An 18,459-nucleotide genomic window follows, 5' to 3' on the forward strand; every position below is an offset into this window, starting at 1 on the left:
TGTCCAACTCTTAGAATAAAAAAGAATCGAATGATTGTAAACAACTCAAATAAAAAATGGATAGAGAGCATGCTCTATCCATTTTTTATTATTTAATCTTCGCAAGCACGCTTTCAATCTTCTTGTAGTTTACAACTACTCCATCATCTAAATCAAGTGCAATACGCTGATTTGCAAGTTCAGCCATCTCCTTATCAAAATCAATAAGCTCAACTTGCTGTGCTTTAATCGTAGTTAACTGCTTATTATAACGTTTCTTCATCGCAGCTGTTAAATCTGGATTTACAAGATCTTGATCTAAACGTTTTTGTTCTTGATTCAATTTTTCTTGTAAATTCTGCACATAAGAGAAACGCATTGTCGCTAATGTTTCTGGTGTATAACGATGTAAGTAGAACAATGCACGGAAGCCTTTCTTCTTACCTGAATCCGCCATCCAGTAAATTGGACGTTTTTGATAGATCTTGCAGTGATCACTATAAAACTCATCAAAGAAATAACGACGAAGACGCTCAACAGGTGTTTCGTTATTTTTCATTGTAAGTGACTCAGCTAACCAGCCAAGGTTCTCTGCAAGAGCCTCTTGGCCAAACATAAGCACTAATAACTCTTGCAAACGCGTTACAACATCATCTTCAAAATACTCCGTATCTGTTAATGGAATGATACCATCTGAATCAGGTTGGAATGACTTATACTTGCTAGCATCCCATTCTCCTCCAGCATATGCTAAACCTTCTACATCTAGCGAATAACGCCCCATTATGAGACCGATGCAGTAAGATAAGAATGATTTTGTATCACGAGCGCAATCGGCACGACAGATTGTTACTTCTTCATCTGGTACTTCTGGTGTTAGTTCTTCTTGCAAGCCGTACAGTTCAATAAATATTTTATTTAATTCTTCTTCATTTTGTTTAAGTTGGTAGAACTGTTTTTCGACATGTTCTTTCCAAATACCATAGCATTTCTCCAAATATACTAATTCACTATTATGCACGAGGAACGGATGTTTTCTGAATTCCCAGGACCTTTCAAATAAATCCCACTCATTACGAGAAATTTCAATACAACTATCCACTTTTTCATTAACGTTCATTTCTATATTTTTGTCATATACAACCGGGACCCTAGAAATGTTACCTTGTTCAAAATTCATAGTAGATGACAATTGCGAAATAATTAAGCTGAAAACCTTCGAGTTCATTAAAGCTAAATAGTATAATAGCCCTTTATGAGAGAATAATTTCATTCCAGCATCACTGAATATAAATCCAGTATCGGAGTAACGAATTGAAAAATGAGAACTTATAATTTTAGACCAAGTTATTCCCTCTTTAAAATAGTAATTGGCATTTTGCGGCCTTGATTTTAACTTACCTTTATTATCATAGAAATTTTTTATTTCATAACCGTCATCTTCCCAGTTAACTACATATTCTTGATTGCCATACCATTTTCTATATCCGCCCCCTTTATTAAACGGAAACCATTTTTTTCGACTTAATAATGCTTCTTCTGTACTTTTATAATTAAATCCAACCTTATTAATTTCAATCTCACTCCAAAACCTTAAAAAACGATCATTATCACTTGTTTGGAGCCCCACCCTCGGCTCTGAAAGATCAGAAAATTTAGGGTATTTTTCAAAAAGAGTTTGTACTTGTTTAGAACCCCAATAAGCTATAGGGTATCCTGGTATGTTATAAAATTGACTTTGCTTAATTAAAAAAGGACATTCTTTACGAAGAAATGCGAATTCTTTATCTTCTGGCTTTAGATAATTTGTTAATCGATAATACTTACTCTTATAGTTGGAAATAACTATATTTCGAATTACAAAACTTGTACTTTGTACAATTTCTCCACTAATCTCTTCAAACGCTTTTGATCCTAAATGGATCATTGAATAAATCGTTCGCTTTTCCAACAATCTATGCCGCAAATCTTCGTAACTTCCTAAAAACATCCAAGAATGTTGCGTAATTTCTGCATAAAAACCGTTTAATTTAGTAAAATCTTTGCACCTTTCCATAAACACAGCAAAGAGATCAGATTTTGAATCAGCATAATATTTCTTTACATAATTTCTTAATTTATCATTCATCCCCTTAGCTCCCATATATGGGGGATTAGTAATAACCACATCATATTTTTTATCAAGAAACTTTGCTTGAGTAATAACCTCTTCAATTCGGTCTAGTTGTTCAAACACCTCAAAAGTATCTAGATTGTGTTCTCCAACTTCCTTTAATTTTCTAATCTTTTCAATATATTTATTAAAATCCATTTTTTTAGGGCGAAGAATCGAACCAAAGTTTTTTGCGTCAATGAAATTAGCAAATAACTCTTTCACTTCTTCTTTTTCATTGTTAGTCTCGCCAATCAAATCTGCTGCCTTTTCAATGAATATATTTTTAGACTCTTGAATAGAAATAACATTCAACTTAGGAGTACTTCGTAAAATTCGTTTTGTTTTTTCGCGTGCCTTCATCAGCAATGCAAAAGAAGTTAATTGAGCTGCACGATCATCAATGTCAATGCCATACAAGTTCTTCTCTAAAATGAGTGCTGGTATCTCCTTAGTTAGATACCCGCGCTCTTCATAAATTTTATATAGTAAATCAAATGCATATACTAGAATATGCCCTGAGCCACATGCAGGATCAAGGATTGTAATCTCTTCTGGAGACAAGTTAGAATTCCTCAATTCTTCTAGTTGTACCTGTACTGCTGGCTCTTGTCCTGCTGGTTCGATATAATATTTCATGTCATCCTTTAATTCAGATTCAGGGTGTGATTCTAACCACATATGTCCAAGGGAATTTTCCACCATATAACGTACAATCCAGTGTGGCGTAAACAACTGTGTAGCAGCTGGAATGTTTTCTTTTGTAATCTTTTTGTTTTTCTTTAATCCTGTAAATACTTCATCTTTCTTTTCGGAGATGTAATATTGATATAACCATCCAATTACTTCTACATGTTCAAAGTTGTCATCATCTAATTCTTTTCCTAATTTATTAATTAAAGAATCTGCATGCAATAAGGAAACTGGTAATAATAATTCCGTATAATCCGCTAATTTTTCAAATAAGAAATCCATCATTCCACTTAATTCATTACATTGTGCCACTAACAACTTACGAAATGCCTCTTCACGATTTCCTTGTGCTAATAACGATGCTAATTCTTCTTTATTCACTGGCAAATCCGTATATTGATACTCTGTTAGAATATCTGGGTCGACTTTTCCTTTCGTGTCACTAGAGAGTACACGTACTTTTGAAGGAAGATAGTTATGTACTTCCATATATCGAATAGCAATAAGGCGGTTAAACCACGTGTATGCTACTTCTTCAATTACATTATCATAACCTTTTGTTTCAACTTCTTTTAACAATTTTTGAATACTATTTTTATACGATACTGGATATTTATTCCCGTTTATTTCTACATAATCCGCACCTGATACAAGCACAGAAGAACCTTCGGATGTGACCCCAAAGGTTTGTGCTCGTAATGCGATTTGTTCACGAAGTTCGTTACGGGCGTAAATCGCAAATTCTTTTAATGCTTTTTTGTTCATACCATCACCTAATTTCATATTTAAACTATTTAATTTTAGCTAAGATATTTTTCAGCTTTTCATAATTCACAACTACTCCATCATCTAAATCAAGTGCAATACGCTGATTTGCAAGTTCAGCCATCTCCTTATCAAAATCAATAAGCTCATCTTGCTGTGCTTTAATCGTAGTTAACTGCTTATTATAACGTTTCTTCATCGCAGCTGTTAAATCTGGATTTACAAGATCTTGTTCTAAACGTTTTTGTTCTTGGCTCAATTTCTCTTGTAAATTCTGCACATAGGAGAAGCGCATTGTTGCTAATGTTTCTGGTGTATAACGATGCAAGTAAAACAATACACGGAAGCCTTTCTTCTTACCTGAATCCGCCATCCAGTAAATTGGGCGTTTTTGATAAACCTTGCAGTGATCACTATAAAACTCATCAAAGAAATAACGACGAAGACGCTCAACAGGCGTTTCATTATTTTTCATTGTAAGTGACTCTGCTAACCAACGAAGGTTCTCTGCAAGAGTATCTTGTCCAAACATAAGCACTAATAACTCTTGCAAACGAGCCACAACATCATCTTCAAAATATGCCGTATCTGTTAATGGAATGATACAGTCGGAGTCTGGTTGGAATGTTTTATACTTACTAGCATCCCATTCTCCCCCTGCATATGCTAGGCCTTCTACATCTAGTGAATAGCGTCCCATCATGAGGCCGATGCAGTAGGATAAGAAGGATTTTGTATCAAGCACGCGGTCGGCACAGCGGATTGTTACTTCTTTATCTGGTACTTCGGGTGTAAGTTCATCTTGTAAGTCGTACAGTTCGATGAAAATTTTATTTAGTTCCTCTTCGTTTTCTTTGATTTGGCGAAACTGATTTTTGGTATGTTCTTCCCAGGCATTATAGCATTGTTCTAAGTTTGAAACTTTGTCCATGTATATAGTGAACGGATGCTTTTGAAGATTCCAAGACTCTTCAAAACTATCCCAATTCCCCCTTGTAATGTCTATATTTTCCATTACCAACTTTTCAATTAGTGTGCGGTACTGAGATTTAGAAATAATAGGAAGTTTAGCTATATAACCAGCTTTAAAAGTTAAAGTAGGGTTAAGTAACGACAAGATTAACTTTGCTACAGTTGAATTTAAAAATCCTAACAACTCATATTTATCAGAAGTTGTTACAAAAATACTAGGTCCCTTACTATCAAAGATAAAACCATCAGGAAAGTATCTCATACTTAACGAAGATGAACTAATATCAGACCAACTTATATTTTGTTTGAAATAGTGTACCTTTTTATTTTTACTTGCATTTTTGAAATCATCTAGCTCTTCTCCATTATTTTCATAATTAACCACATATTCATGATTCCCATACCATTTCTTAAACTCTCCTCCCTTGTTGAGAGGAAACCATTTCTTTTTACTATCTGTTGCTTCTTCTAAACTTTTATATCCTAATCCTAATTTATTAAGCGAAATTTCATGCCAATATCTTAAAAATCTATTATTATCAGCAGTCTTCAACCCTTCTCCTAACTCATATAATTCTCCAACTGTTGATGAGCTTTTTATGATTTCTCTGATATGATTTGAAGCCCAATAGGCTATAGGAGCACCTGGAATATCAAGAAATTTTTCAGTTGGCGCTTTATACCTATAATTTACAAAAGGATTGAGGATAGCCTCCCTAGTTTTCAAAGGCTGATTTTCGGCCCCTCTAAAATCAGAAAGTCTAATATACTCTCCAGGTACGTTCGTTTTCGCATTATGAAGTACAAAAGTACAAACTGGAACCATCGCTACTTCGAAAGCATTATATTCCAATTGGATTAAGGTAGCAATTTCCTGATTATTAATTATCTTATACCTAATTTGCTCATATGCCTTTATAAACATCCAGTTAAAAGGTGTAATCATGGCGACAAAACCATCTGGTTTGACTAAATACATTGATCGATCCATAAAAGCTGCATACAAATCGGATTTGCATTCTTTATATTTAGTATTCATGAAACTTTTTAAAACTGGATTATATTTATTATGATAAGGTGGATTTGTAACGACCACTTCATATTTTAAACCCAGCAAATATGCTTGCTCTAATAGAGGGACTAATTTCTCCTTTAATTCCATAATATTAGCTTCATCTAACAAATCTACTGTTTCTAATTTACAAGATTCAATATATCTGATACATTCCAAATATCCAGACGTAGATTCCTTTGGAACCACAAGCGAACCAAATTGTTTTGCATGTTCAAATTGCTTTTGCAAAGAATCAATCCAACTTATATCTCCTACATTTTCTCCCAAAAATTCTAATGCTTCTTCAGATATAGATTCACTATCCACAAATTCATGAATATTTAACTGCAAATCATTTGCTTTTTTTAAGAAGCGACGATATTTCTCTTGTCCCTTCATCATTAATGCAAAGCTAGCTATTTGTACTGCTCGTTTATCAATATCAAGACCGTATAAATTCTTTTCAATGATTAACCTTGAAATATCACGTTCCGAATACCCTGCCTCTAAATACATATCATACAACATATCAAAAGCATAAACTAAAATATGGCCAGATCCACAAGCTGGATCAATCACCTTTATTTCTTCCAAAACTGTAATATCTGGAATAGGTAATTTCTCAGATGATTTGAGGTAGTACTCCCAACCTTTTACAAGGTTGTTCTCAGGATTCCACTCATCATACAGCTTTCCTAACGAATTTTGCACCATATATTGCACAATCCATTTTGGTGTAAATAGCTGAGTAACAACGGGTAAATCCTCTTTTTTCACAGCATTATTTTTAAGTCCACCAACCTGTTCTTTTTTCCCTGACATATAAAATTGATACAACCATCCAATAACTTCAACTTCTTGAAAATCAGATTCTTCTAACTCACTCACTAATCTATTAATTAATGAGTCCGCATGAAGTAAAGACTCCGGTAATAGCAACTCTGTAAAATCCGCTAACTTCTCAAATAAAAATGGCATAATTTCATTTAACTCATTACACTGTGCCACTAACAACTTACGAAATGCTTCGTCACGGTTTCCCTGTGCTAACAAAGAAGCTACTTCCTCTTTATTCACCGGTAAATCCGTATATTGATACTCTGTTAAAATATCTGGATCAACTTTCCCTTTCGTTTCACTAGAAAGCATACGTACTTTTGAAGGAAGATAGTTATGTACCTCCATATAACGAATGGCGATAAGGCGGTTAAACCATGTGTATGCTACTTCTTCAATTACATTATCGTAGTCTTTTGTTTCAACTTCTTTTAACAATTTTCGAATACTATTTTTGTAAGATAATGGATATTTATTCTCGTTTATTTCTACATAATCCACCCCTGTTACAAGCACAGGAGAGCCTTCGGGAGTGATCCCAAAGGCTTGTGCTCGTAATGCGATTTGTTCACGAAGTTCGTTACGGGCATAGACTGCAAATTCTTTTAGTGCTTTTTTATTCATCGCATTTGTTCTCCTTTATTTTTTAATCCGTACTGTTTTTCCTTGATTTAATTCTTTACTCACTGCATCTTCAAGCTTTTTCAACCAACGTTTTAAAGCTTGACTGTTTTCTATCTCTACTTGACCATCTGGTAGTGCATCCGCCATTAATTGCGAGACGCTCATTTCTACAGTTTTAATTTGATCCGTACCGTCTGGGACATATTGGTCATCTACGTAATCTTTGAATAGTTCATTGACCCTGCTCTCCAAACGACGATAGTCATTATTCACCATTTGTGTATACGTGTAAACACGTGAAATACTTTCAAGATTTTGCATTTGTTCAATGCGTTTCTGTAATTCATCCACCTTCTCTTGGACCACTTCTTTAATGGAAGATATATTTTCATATCGTATTTGTAGATTCTCCATATCACTACGAATTGCTTCCATTTGTACTAATTGTGTACCAAGTTCGAGTTTTACAAAATTAGAAAGACCTTGCTTCAATTGATCATTTAAAATAGGCAAATTTGGAATCTGTTTGAATGGATTATCACTCGTTAAAATATTTATAATGCTGTTCTTCACTTTCTGTACTTCTGCATCATGCTGTGCTACATCTAAATCATCACGGCGTTCTTTTAATACATGTACACTTTCTTTAAAATGACGAATTGCATTACCATTATAGAATGAGTTCAAATGCTGTACATCTTCTAACCATTCTTCTAGATCCTCATCAAGTTCAACAAACTCTTCTACAAAGTTTTCCTGTTTTGTAATAGCCAATAAATCTACAATGCTATTTTTAATTTTAGAAAGTGCAATTCCACCTGGGTATGGATATTGTTGGTCTTCACCTTGCTTCGTACGCTGCATATCATCAATTGTCTCTATGAAATGTTTTTGAATTTGAATACGAATACTTTTCGCAACTTCATCGTAAGTTTCACCAATATCATAGAAGTTGAACAGTTCACGCATTGTTTCTACAACTTCTTTACGCACACGCGGTGGTATACCGATTTGCGCCTCAATCACAACTTTTTCTCTTTCAGAAGCCTTTGTAATTCGGGCTATAAACTGTGAGTTTGTTGTATCGAAACTTTCATTTAAATACATCAGCTTAATTTTTTTATTGTATAACGCTGCTGCAACCATACCAGCGATATCATTTTCGCTCCATCCATATGGTACATCTTTAAATTTCTCTACTAACAATTTCATAGTAGCAATCTGTCTACCACGGCTTTCCTCTAAGAAACGAACAATCGTATCATAAGCTAGGTGGTTTTCAAATGTTCCATCTAATCTTGCTGGTAGCCCCTTCGTTGCCCACTCAAGAATGATATCATTTGCACTTTTCACAGGTACTGGTACATCAATATAGCTTAAATAGCTATACGTATTTCGAACTAAGATCTCAAATGCACTTTGCAATTGATTTTCTAACGTACCCTTAAATTCATAGTCTTGCCCTTGAATAAAGTATTTTGCATTTGTTGCTGCTTCAGCTAGTGCTTCTGTCGCTTTCTTCTCAAATTGACCAATTTGTGCACGCTTTTCGTCTAATATTTGTTTTTGTTTTTCTGTTAAACTTGTTGAACTCTTTTTATTAGTAAATGCCTGTATTTTTTGTGCATATTGCATTGGTTCAAAGAATTTTTCAGCGTAATGATCCGGAATATACATAATCATCGTTCCAGAATGTGCATCTGCACGCGATTGTTCTTCTGATATATCCCCTGTATATACTTGCAGTGTTAACGCATTTGTCTTCCCGCCACGATTATACGTATCAAATGCTTTATTAAATTCAAAATCATGCGTTTTCTGATAACGATATGATTTTACCTTCACAATATCTTCATAGAACACTTTACCTAATGCATCGACAACATTTGCTTCATTTAAATTCTCACTTTGAATTTCACGGTTAATTTCTTGCTCATCATCGCTTAAGAAAACGAATGTACGATCTGCATTTTCTGCGATTAGCATTTTTTGACGAAGGCGGTATAGCGATTGTTTTACGTCTTTTTCCAATTCATTTTTAATGCAATCTACACTATCTACAAGCAAAGTTGTAATGTTTTCAACAGTTGCTTTTACTTCATCAATACCTTTAATCATGAATAATACTTTAAGTACTTCTATATCAAATTCAGTAATACCCTCACGCTTGCCAGCTTCAATAATCGTAGCCGAAACAGACGTGCTTAAGAAACGTTTTACTGTTTCGTAAAACTGAGAGAATCGTGCTAATTGATTTGTATCTTCATCTTTCAACTGAATCGCAACTTCTTGGAAAGCATTTAATAAAGAACGTTCCCCTTGTGATAAGTGCGCACCAGCTTCTCCTTGTCGGCGAACTTTATTGAATACACGTTGTAATAATTCTACTTGATACGGAACGAATGGATAAATAGATGCATATTCATCCGCTTCTTTAAATCCATTTTGTAGTACTGATTTATCTTTTTCAAACGTCAATGTATTATTTAAACTTTGACCAATTTGATCAAAATCAATTTGTAAGCGATCTGCTGTTGCTGCTGTTTTTTCTAAAAGACGACGTTTAATAACCTCATCTGTATTAGAACTTGTAAGGTGGATTTTTGTTGCAAAACGGCCTTGGATTTTCGAAAATTGCTCTGTCCCTTTAATCTTTGTTACAGCATCGATTTGTTCTTGAGATGTAACAATAACCCACACTTTACCATGACAATGATTTCCTAAATCTTCTGTTACCGTTTGAAGGTTTAACATTAAATTCGTATCGTCACCAATATACTGACCAATTTCATCCACTAAAAATGTAAGACGATACTCTTCACCTTGATTTTCCACATGTTGAGCAACTAACTTAGCGAAGTCTGCAGAACTCATCTCGAAATTTTTGTTAGATGCAGATAATACAGATTCAGCTGTATCCGTTGTATAGCCTAATTGCGTTAATGCCTCAACAAATGATTTTTTCTTAAATAGTAAACGCGCACGGCTATCTACCCATTTCGTACCGTCTATCTCTTCAAAACGCTCAACAAACTGATTATAAATTCCCTCTTCTGCAAGTTGTCTTTCTAAATTAGCAATCCATGGTGTAGAAGAGTAACCTAAATATTCATTAAACACTTTGAAAAATACATCTACTATCGTCGCTTTTTCTTTTTTCCCACTTGCTGATTTAGAATCTACATTGAATAAGATTGCTTGGCTCTTATAGTTTGCAGATTGTTGAAGGATATTTAATAACTCCTGATCATCAGTCTTATTCACAAAAAAATCTACAGCTCGTTTGCCATATACTTTTTCATTGTTTAATAAATAAGATAAAATTTTTAAGAAGTGAGATTTACCTGATCCAAAGAAACCAGAAATCCATACACCCATTTTTGTTGTTTGATTTTCAAAGCTATATGCATAATTTTTGAAGAAGTACGCCATATTCTCTCTAATTTCTTTTGTCATTACGTACTCATCTAATTCATCTTGAATAACATCTTCATCTCGCTGCCCAGCCTGAACAACACCATTAATTTCACGATCAATATCTTTTTTAAATAATTCTTTAATTGTAAAAGAGTCTTGCAACATACCTGTTTCTCCCCTTATCTTCTATATCGAAAACGCACGATAATATCCGTTTGATTCAAAACGATTAAATAAGCTTAACCCTTGGCCTGTATACTTTCCTGGGTAAAAGATAATAATTGGTGTATTTGTTACTCGTGCATGTAGTTGATTTAAGAGCTCATGTGTACTTACAAGTTGAAATACACTGCCCACACCTGTAACAAAGACCATTTGCGCATCAGTAGCTTCTTCTCCAATACGTTCTACTAATTGTTCTTCTTCTAAAGTTGGAAGAATTGCTTCGAATAATTCTTCTGTTCCTTGCTCTTCTTCAAATTGCTTTAATCCCTCTATACCACCAATGTCTTCAAACAAGTCAATGATCATGTCGAATAAATTTAAGACTTTTACATTTACTTGCATTTTATCTGAAAAATATTTTACTGAATTTCTAACCATCAATTCATATTCAGGATTATAGTCAAACACAAAATAAGGGACTTCATTTCCGAGTCCACGCATCTTCAAAAAATCCTCTTTTTGAATTTCTTTAAAAAAACGATCCAATTTCTTTTGAATTATTTCCATTTCTTTCACCATCAATCATTTAATGTAAGCATAAGTAAGTCACTGTACTCGGAATTATTCTCTACGTATTCCCGTAACTCTTTACTTAACGGAATCGACTTAATTTCATACTCATTTCCTGTCTTCAAAAGAAGCTCTCCATCCACCAGGATCTTTAATGTAACTTGCTTTAGCTTATACTTTGTTTGGTCCGTCCATTTTCGAACTTCTTCATATTGTTGACCTTTTTCTTCAAAGAAGGTCATGACATTACCTTCTTTTACCGTATTCTTAAAGCGTTTCAAGTTATAATGGATTACTTCTAATACAAAATCACGAGGAAACTTAAAATGCTTTAAGAACGCATATAACAAAATGGCGTTATTGTCTGAGCGCGAACCATTTACTAGCATGTTACGTAATGTATCATTCAACTTTTCCGCTCTTCTATACACACGTGGAAAAATATCTTTCATTGCCGCTTCACTGCGGCAATGAAAGAGGTTCTCTTCAAATATTTTATCTTTAATAGCTTGCTTTGACATACCTTTTAATTGTAGGTCTGCCACTATCTTCATTTCATTACGATATAAATGTTCGGCTGTAAAACCACCAGAATATACTTTCATTTCTATATCACAACCTTCTAATTTCTAGTCCTGTAGCCTCTTCTTTAATTCTGCCCAACGATGCCATACTTTCAACCATGCATAAAAGTCATAGTAGCGTTCACGATCTTCTTCAAATGCTTCCATAACTACCTCTTCTTCCTCATCGTCAAACAATCGTAGTGTATCTTCTTGTTCTACTACTTTCATCTTTTCCACTTGTGGTTCGATGTTTGGATTAGAAATATCTGTGATTAACCAGTCTTCAAAAGATTTTCTCGGTTTTGGAGGTGCATTTGGATCACGATCCTCCAATAACGGTGATATGTTACCACGATAAAACATGTGCAAATCATGGTGGGCACGCGTAATGGACATATATAACATTTTAGCGTGTAACGTCTCATCTTTAAAGGTTGTTTTACTTACATCATGTATAATTACTGCATCAAATTCTAATCCCTTTACTAAATACGATGGAATAATAACAATTTTTTCATATAATTCTTGTCTTCCTTCTGAAATTACTTGAATACTATTGACTCCTCGTCTTTCCAATTCATCATAAGTGTCAATAGCTGCCTGTTTTGTATCTGTTAAAATAGCAACTGTTTTATGTCCTTTTCCATCAAACTCTTGAATAGAACTCACCATTTTATCATATAACGCTCCGGCACTTGCCACATTTTGAATAGCAGGTACTGCGCCTGGGCGGTTTACTGGGATTACAAGCGGAAAATCATAGTTGCTATTTAGCAACACACGGTTTGCCATATCCATTACTTGTCTTGTAGAACGGTAACTCGTTTGCAGGTGAAGACGTTTGTATTCTTTTTCCTTAAATACATATGACTCAATTTCTTCCCAGCGATCTAAACCATAGAACGAGAAGATTCCTTGTCCAATATCACCTAAAATCGTCATTGATTTCGCATAATCTTTCATAATTGCAAGTTGGAATGGACTATAATCTTGCGCTTCATCAATGAAGATATGCTCATATTCTAATTTTTTCCCATTAATTTTTGCGTCTAAATAAATAAGCGGTGCAATATCTTCATATGTAAACTTCTCTTGCTTTACTTGTCTGCCGTTTTTCAGAAGCAAACTAAGTAGATCTTGTTCAATACCTTTGTGGAATGTATCAAATACTTTCTTTTGGAAAATAGATTTATACATAAGTATTGCAGAAATATGTTGCATCTTCTTCACATATAACTCAATTTCACTTTTCATTTTTTCCCGGAATACTTTCTCACGTAATTCCTTCGCTTTTTCCAATGCTTCATAAATTGCTTTACGCTCTTCTCCTTCTGGAAGCGTAATAATCCACTTCTGATAAGCATCTTCAAACTCATCTTCAATTTGCTGTATTTTCTTCTTCGTCTCTGCTATGCTCCAACTTGTAATGAAATCTTTTACTTTTTTCATACGAACATTCAACGGCAAATGTTCCTTCGTTTGATAGAAATTATGAATTTCATCTTTTTGCAACATAACATCTGATCCAATAATAATACTACCATGCGGAATCATTGTACTCCCGATATACTCAACAAAGTCATCTAATAACTTTTTAAAGCGAAGAGATCCTTTATATTTTGAAACTTTTATAAGATCTTCTTTATTAGAAGAAGCATAGACATTTACATAATGGTCATGCAATTCTGGAATGCTGTTTACATCCGTAAAATAAGTCGATGCCCAATCATAGAATGTACGTTGTTCAATACCGTCTACTTCAATTTCAGGAACAATATCTTTAATGTAGGATAAGAAAATTTCATTCGGTGCCAAAATTAAAACATCTTGCGGCTTCACTTGTTCATGATATTGATATAGAAGATAAGATATACGATGGAGAGCAATTGTAGATTTTCCACTTCCCGCCGCTCCTTGAACAATAATAGTGTCTTTTAACGGTAAACGAATAATCTCATCTTGCTCCGCTTGAATACTCGAAACAATATCTCGTAATTGATGCGATTCACCTGTATTAGACAAAATTTCATTCAAATAATCATCCATATATTTTACTTGCTGGCCATCTTCCTCTTCCACTATTCCGCTTTGGCCAATTTCATTTACACTATTAATCGTTCCATCTTGAATAATAATACCGCGCTTACCAAGAATTTGAACAAATTGACTTTGATCATTTCCAATAGAAAAGCGAGATTGCACGCCTTGGTAAGCATTGTAAAGCTTACCTAAATCAGTACGCCAATCTACAACAATAAGATCCCCATCATCATCAATACCTTTTTTTCCTATGTAAATAGTCTCTTCACCATAGTCATCTTCAAAATCCAACCTACCAAAATACGGACTTTTTCGTGCTTCATTTAACTTCTTTATTTGCTTATGTTTTATTTCTTGTAAACTAGCTTCAACCTGAGATGTTACTTCCTTCTTCATCTCATCTTCTGTTTGATCTAACAAACTATCTATTACTTTTACCGTTTTATCTAAATACTTTTGTTCTTCTGTTATAAGAGTAGTATTCATCGCTCATCACCTTACATTTTATTACATACAATTATAATATAAAAATGTACCTTCTCATAGTTTAAGCTAAATAACAAATTATACTAATGAACTCCCATTCATCGAATATCTTAATTAAATTTTAATTCTAAAAAAGGTAACATTCACGTCACTTAAAAATATTTTCAAATAAACTTTATATTTACAATTAGAGAAATATAAACTATTAAAAAGGATTAGCACGTAATCCGTACCAATCCTTTTTAGCAATACATATTTATATTTGAGAATAATTCAATTAGTCTTAATGCACTAATTCCAACGTCTTCTTACACTCGGTACCCTGTGGTAATAGTCTTCATCAAATCTCTTATTATATCTACCACTTTCATTTTCTAAGATATAAGCTCCATATTTCAAATCTTGAGCAAATTCATCAAAATTCTCTTGATTAATATTAATACCTCTTTTGTAATTAAAATGTTCATTCTCTAAAAACATTTTATACACCCATGGATTTAAAATGAATTTTTCTATAGGCGAATCCTGAAATACTTCAAACACACCAATGATACGTTGAGGCATTATACCATCAAGAAGCATTACTTCTTGGTGAATATCGTTATACCATTTCACCCCAAGTCTTTCTAATTCTTTATTTAAATCCTCTGTTAATACCTCAAAACACCTTTCTTCTATTGGAATATACCCCAAAGTAATAAATCCATTATTTCTAGGTACGCCATCCAAACTATTAGTTGCAAACTTTCTAGCTATTTCCTTTTTCTTTTTTCCATATGTAGCGGAAATTAGCGGGCTAGTCTTTTTCCCTGACCATAAATTACCTATATTATGTAAAAATGCTGTTAAAAAAACTTTATTGTACTGAAGCTCTTCTATAGTTTTATCCTCATCAGTATTAGTAAACTTTTCAGATATTTGCCCATCAACCCATTCGCTCTTCTTTTTCTTTAATAAACCATTCGCTTCTTTATACAAAGCCTGAATCTCTTTTACCAGCGCTTCCCTGTCGTTCATTTCATATGTATATAAATTACTTCTTTTTCCTTCTGTTCTCTGCAAATATTCTCTTCCCTTTTGTCCCACAACAAAAAATTTATTTAAATCCTCTTTAATAAACCATTCATGCTCGTCTGGTAAAGAAAAACCACGAAGACATACGATCAATTTCCCTTCCTTCTCTAATCGATTTAAAGTGCGAATCAAATATGAAAGTTTTATAGCCCCCCTATAATTAACAGGTCCTAATTCATACTCATATATATCATTTATCGGATCAAAGCTCATAACTTCCTCTACATTTCGGAACAAAACTTCACTTTGTTTCATACTTTATTCCCCTTCACTATTAGCTTAGTCTTAGTTTCTCCAGTATCTCTTATTAATTATTTGTGATTATTTCCCCCTCTAATCCCCGGATGATTCTTTGTGACGTCTATCTTTTGTCCCCTTACTAAAGTATGTATCATCATAATTCCCCCGTCCTACACCTTTAATGTTTTAACATTCAGTTCAATTATACTCCTCTTTAGATTTTCAAGGATACCCTCAAGATATTTCGTTCCTTAATACTTGTCCAAAGGAAGGTTTATCATAACTTCCAGCATGAATGTATAAATGCTCAGATGATCTTGTCATGCCTACATATAATAGCTTACGTAGTTTAATATCATTTTGTTCAAGCTCCATTCTTTCAAACTTGTCCACATCAACTAAAAAGACAATTGGTGCCTCAAGACCTTTTGATGAATGATATGTTGTTATAATTAAATGTCCTTCAGTAATATTTTTTGTAACTTTTACTTTTTGACGTATCTCACGATTTAATTTCTTTTGTATATTCTCACAATCTTTTCCTTCTCTACACAAAATTAATATATCTTCTGGCTTATAGCCCTTGCGCTTAATAAGCTCGTAGACTTTATTACTAATATCTTCATACGATCCTTCAATAAAACTAACTCCATCTTTCATTTCATTCTCAAAAGATAGTTCGCTCATTGGACAATAAAATTTATTTACTTCCTCTTCCAATTTCTTTTCTTGTTTCAAGAAATTAAGGGCTAAATCTATATGTTGACTACCGGCACGATAAGATTTCTTTAATAAAGAACTTCTCCCGCGCATCTCAATACCTAAGCTCTTCCAACTATGATCTGAGTTGTTATAGATGCTCTGTAGTCTATCTCCTGCTAAAAATAAATTTATCCCCTTAACAGTTTCCTTTTGATTATTAACATACGTATGTTCTTTACAAGACTTCACACATAATCGAATCCAATCATCTAGAAAGTCTTGGTATTCGTCCACTAAAACAGCATCATATGATGATTGAGCTCGCTGTATAGCTACTTCCGGCAATTCTTCATTCCACCACTTCACTGTATTTTTTTGGGGTACACATATACTTGCTGTATCTAACGCAAATTTATGAAAAGTGCTAACATCTATATTCTCCAAGCGCACATTCATAAAGGCAAGATCAGCTGCTAAAGAATTCAATTTGTTTTCAATTTTTGTTTTTAACGACCTATTATACGTTAATATTCTTATTTTCCATTCTGGATGTTCACGTACTAGATGAATTGCACGAGCTAGCAATAAAACCGTTTTCCCACTACCCGGAACTCCAGTTACCATATAGTGACCGTATGGTACACGCTTCGCGAAACGCTCTTGCTCTGCATCTAGTGCTGTAATTAATTCTTTTGTACTGATTTGATTATCGCTACAACTAACCTTAATTTCTGGAAATAATAGTGTTCGTATTGCAATAATTTCATCTTCTTCTACGAAACTAAATTCATTTTTAAATAATTGATTTATATTTACTGTACTTAACATGTCAGATGAAATACACTGCGCTGGTGGCTGATTAAATACTTGATCTAATCCACTCTCTTCAATCTTATTAGAATGAAGATACGGAAATATAACATTAGTATGTAATTTAAACTTTAATTCGTTCCGTTCATTTTTTAAAATATCGTGCAACCTAAATAACCTCTGTGCTGCAGTATGGTATAAGTTAGCTTTACAAAATGGATTATCTACCTGTTTTCCATCTGCTAAATCTATTTTTCTTCTATCTGCTCTACTAATGTAAGAAAGTTCCCAATCCTTCACTTCAAAGATTGTTACACCTCTTTGTGAATCAATTAAAATAAAATCAGGTTCTAAATGTCTAATTCTTGGCTGAATATATAAATACGCTTCTCTTTGCACATCTTTATATAAAGACCGAACCTTTTCAAGTACTTTTCTCTCACCTGGAGTTAAGCTCGGCAAATCATTCGGTATAATATGTAAACCCACAAGAATCCCCTCTTTTTTCATATTATGCGTGTTTTTCATTTATATAAATTAAATATAAAAATATACAAATAAATAAGTTTCGATAATAAAAAGTGATCAAAAGTTCTCTTTTACTATTAAAAATATTATTACACGCCATTCTCATTTTAAATTATATACTAAAATATAAGTTTTCTGGATTATTTTTCTATATTCAAAACAAAAAGACACTTTTCATAGTGCCTTTTCCATAAGTCTATACCTGACCTTTTGTATCACTACTTTCTCTTTTCTCGTTTGCCCTGACCAATTAACTTAATAAGTTTCTCTCGATTAATTAATACAACTCGATTCACTTTAGCGAGTTTGTATGCTGCAGCTGTAAATTCACTATTTGTAACAACCCATGTTTCATCAGCTTTATACAATTCTTTTGCACCAACAATCTCCTGAACAGATTTAATTCCAACGTTATTCTTATAGCGTTTTGCCTGTACAATAATTCTTTTATCATTTTTTCTCAAAATTAAATCTGCACCAAAATCGTTAGATGCTTTAGTAATCTCTGTTTTATAACCCAAAGCCGAAAATAGACTTCCTAAATATTTTTCAAACTGGTGTCCGCTCATTTTATCAATATCATAAATTCCTGATTGCCGAAGTTCTCTTAGCTTTTTTACATTCACATACATATATAATAATATAATTGCCGCTGATACCATTACTATTGGTACTAAAAATTCCGGTTTCCACAACACTCCGAAAAACGTAATAACTAGTAAAGATCCCAATATTGATTCATCTTGCTTCTTCTTTCGCTTAGCCATCTTAACTCCTTTTCACTC

9 protein-coding genes are annotated in these 18,459 nt (G+C 33.5%); all 9 read right to left on the reverse strand.

The features are described from left to right. Nucleotides 1-88: 88 nt before the first annotated feature. Nucleotides 89-3,589 (reverse strand): BREX-1 system adenine-specific DNA-methyltransferase PglX, encoded by a 3,501-nt coding sequence (pglX, locus tag COK05_RS16050; RefSeq protein WP_098613366.1) that lies wholly within the window; start codon nucleotides 3,587-3,589, stop codon nucleotides 89-91. A 25-nt stretch (nucleotides 3,590-3,614) separates the two neighbouring features. Next, nucleotides 3,615-7,076: a BREX-1 system adenine-specific DNA-methyltransferase PglX gene (gene pglX, locus COK05_RS16055; RefSeq protein WP_098613367.1), complete on the reverse strand. Its 3,462-nt coding sequence runs from the start codon at nucleotides 7,074-7,076 to the stop codon at nucleotides 3,615-3,617. A gap of 15 nt (nucleotides 7,077-7,091) precedes the next feature. After that, complete coding sequence (gene brxC / locus COK05_RS16060) at nucleotides 7,092-10,658, reverse strand: BREX system P-loop protein BrxC (RefSeq protein WP_098613368.1); 3,567 nt, start codon at nucleotides 10,656-10,658, stop codon at nucleotides 7,092-7,094. Between the two features lie 21 nt (nucleotides 10,659-10,679). Next, on the reverse strand, nucleotides 10,680-11,225 hold the full coding sequence (locus COK05_RS16065) for a DUF1788 domain-containing protein (protein WP_255290334.1): 546 nt from the start codon (nucleotides 11,223-11,225) through the stop codon (nucleotides 10,680-10,682). A gap of 11 nt (nucleotides 11,226-11,236) precedes the next feature. Continuing rightward, nucleotides 11,237-11,833 (reverse strand): DUF1819 family protein, encoded by a 597-nt coding sequence (locus COK05_RS16070; RefSeq protein WP_255290335.1) that lies wholly within the window; start codon nucleotides 11,831-11,833, stop codon nucleotides 11,237-11,239. A 24-nt stretch (nucleotides 11,834-11,857) separates the two neighbouring features. Next, a complete protein-coding gene (gene helD, locus COK05_RS16075; protein ID WP_098613371.1) occupies nucleotides 11,858-14,320 on the reverse strand; it encodes an RNA polymerase recycling motor HelD in 2,463 nt (820 codons plus the stop codon). Between the two features lie 291 nt (nucleotides 14,321-14,611). After that, nucleotides 14,612-15,649 (reverse strand): hypothetical protein, encoded by a 1,038-nt coding sequence (locus COK05_RS16080; RefSeq protein WP_098613372.1) that lies wholly within the window; start codon nucleotides 15,647-15,649, stop codon nucleotides 14,612-14,614. Between the two features lie 219 nt (nucleotides 15,650-15,868). Then, nucleotides 15,869-17,635, reverse strand: a complete 1,767-nt coding sequence (locus COK05_RS16085; protein ID WP_098613373.1) for a UvrD-helicase domain-containing protein — start codon at nucleotides 17,633-17,635, stop codon at nucleotides 15,869-15,871. A 257-nt stretch (nucleotides 17,636-17,892) separates the two neighbouring features. After that, a complete protein-coding gene (locus COK05_RS16090) occupies nucleotides 17,893-18,441 on the reverse strand; it encodes a restriction endonuclease (RefSeq protein ID WP_098613374.1) in 549 nt (182 codons plus the stop codon). Nucleotides 18,442-18,459 lie beyond the last annotated feature (18 nt).

Origin of the sequence: Bacillus cereus (genome assembly GCF_002567495.1) — a bacterium.
Lineage (GTDB): Bacteria > Bacillota > Bacilli > Bacillales > Bacillaceae_G > Bacillus_A > Bacillus_A cereus_AQ.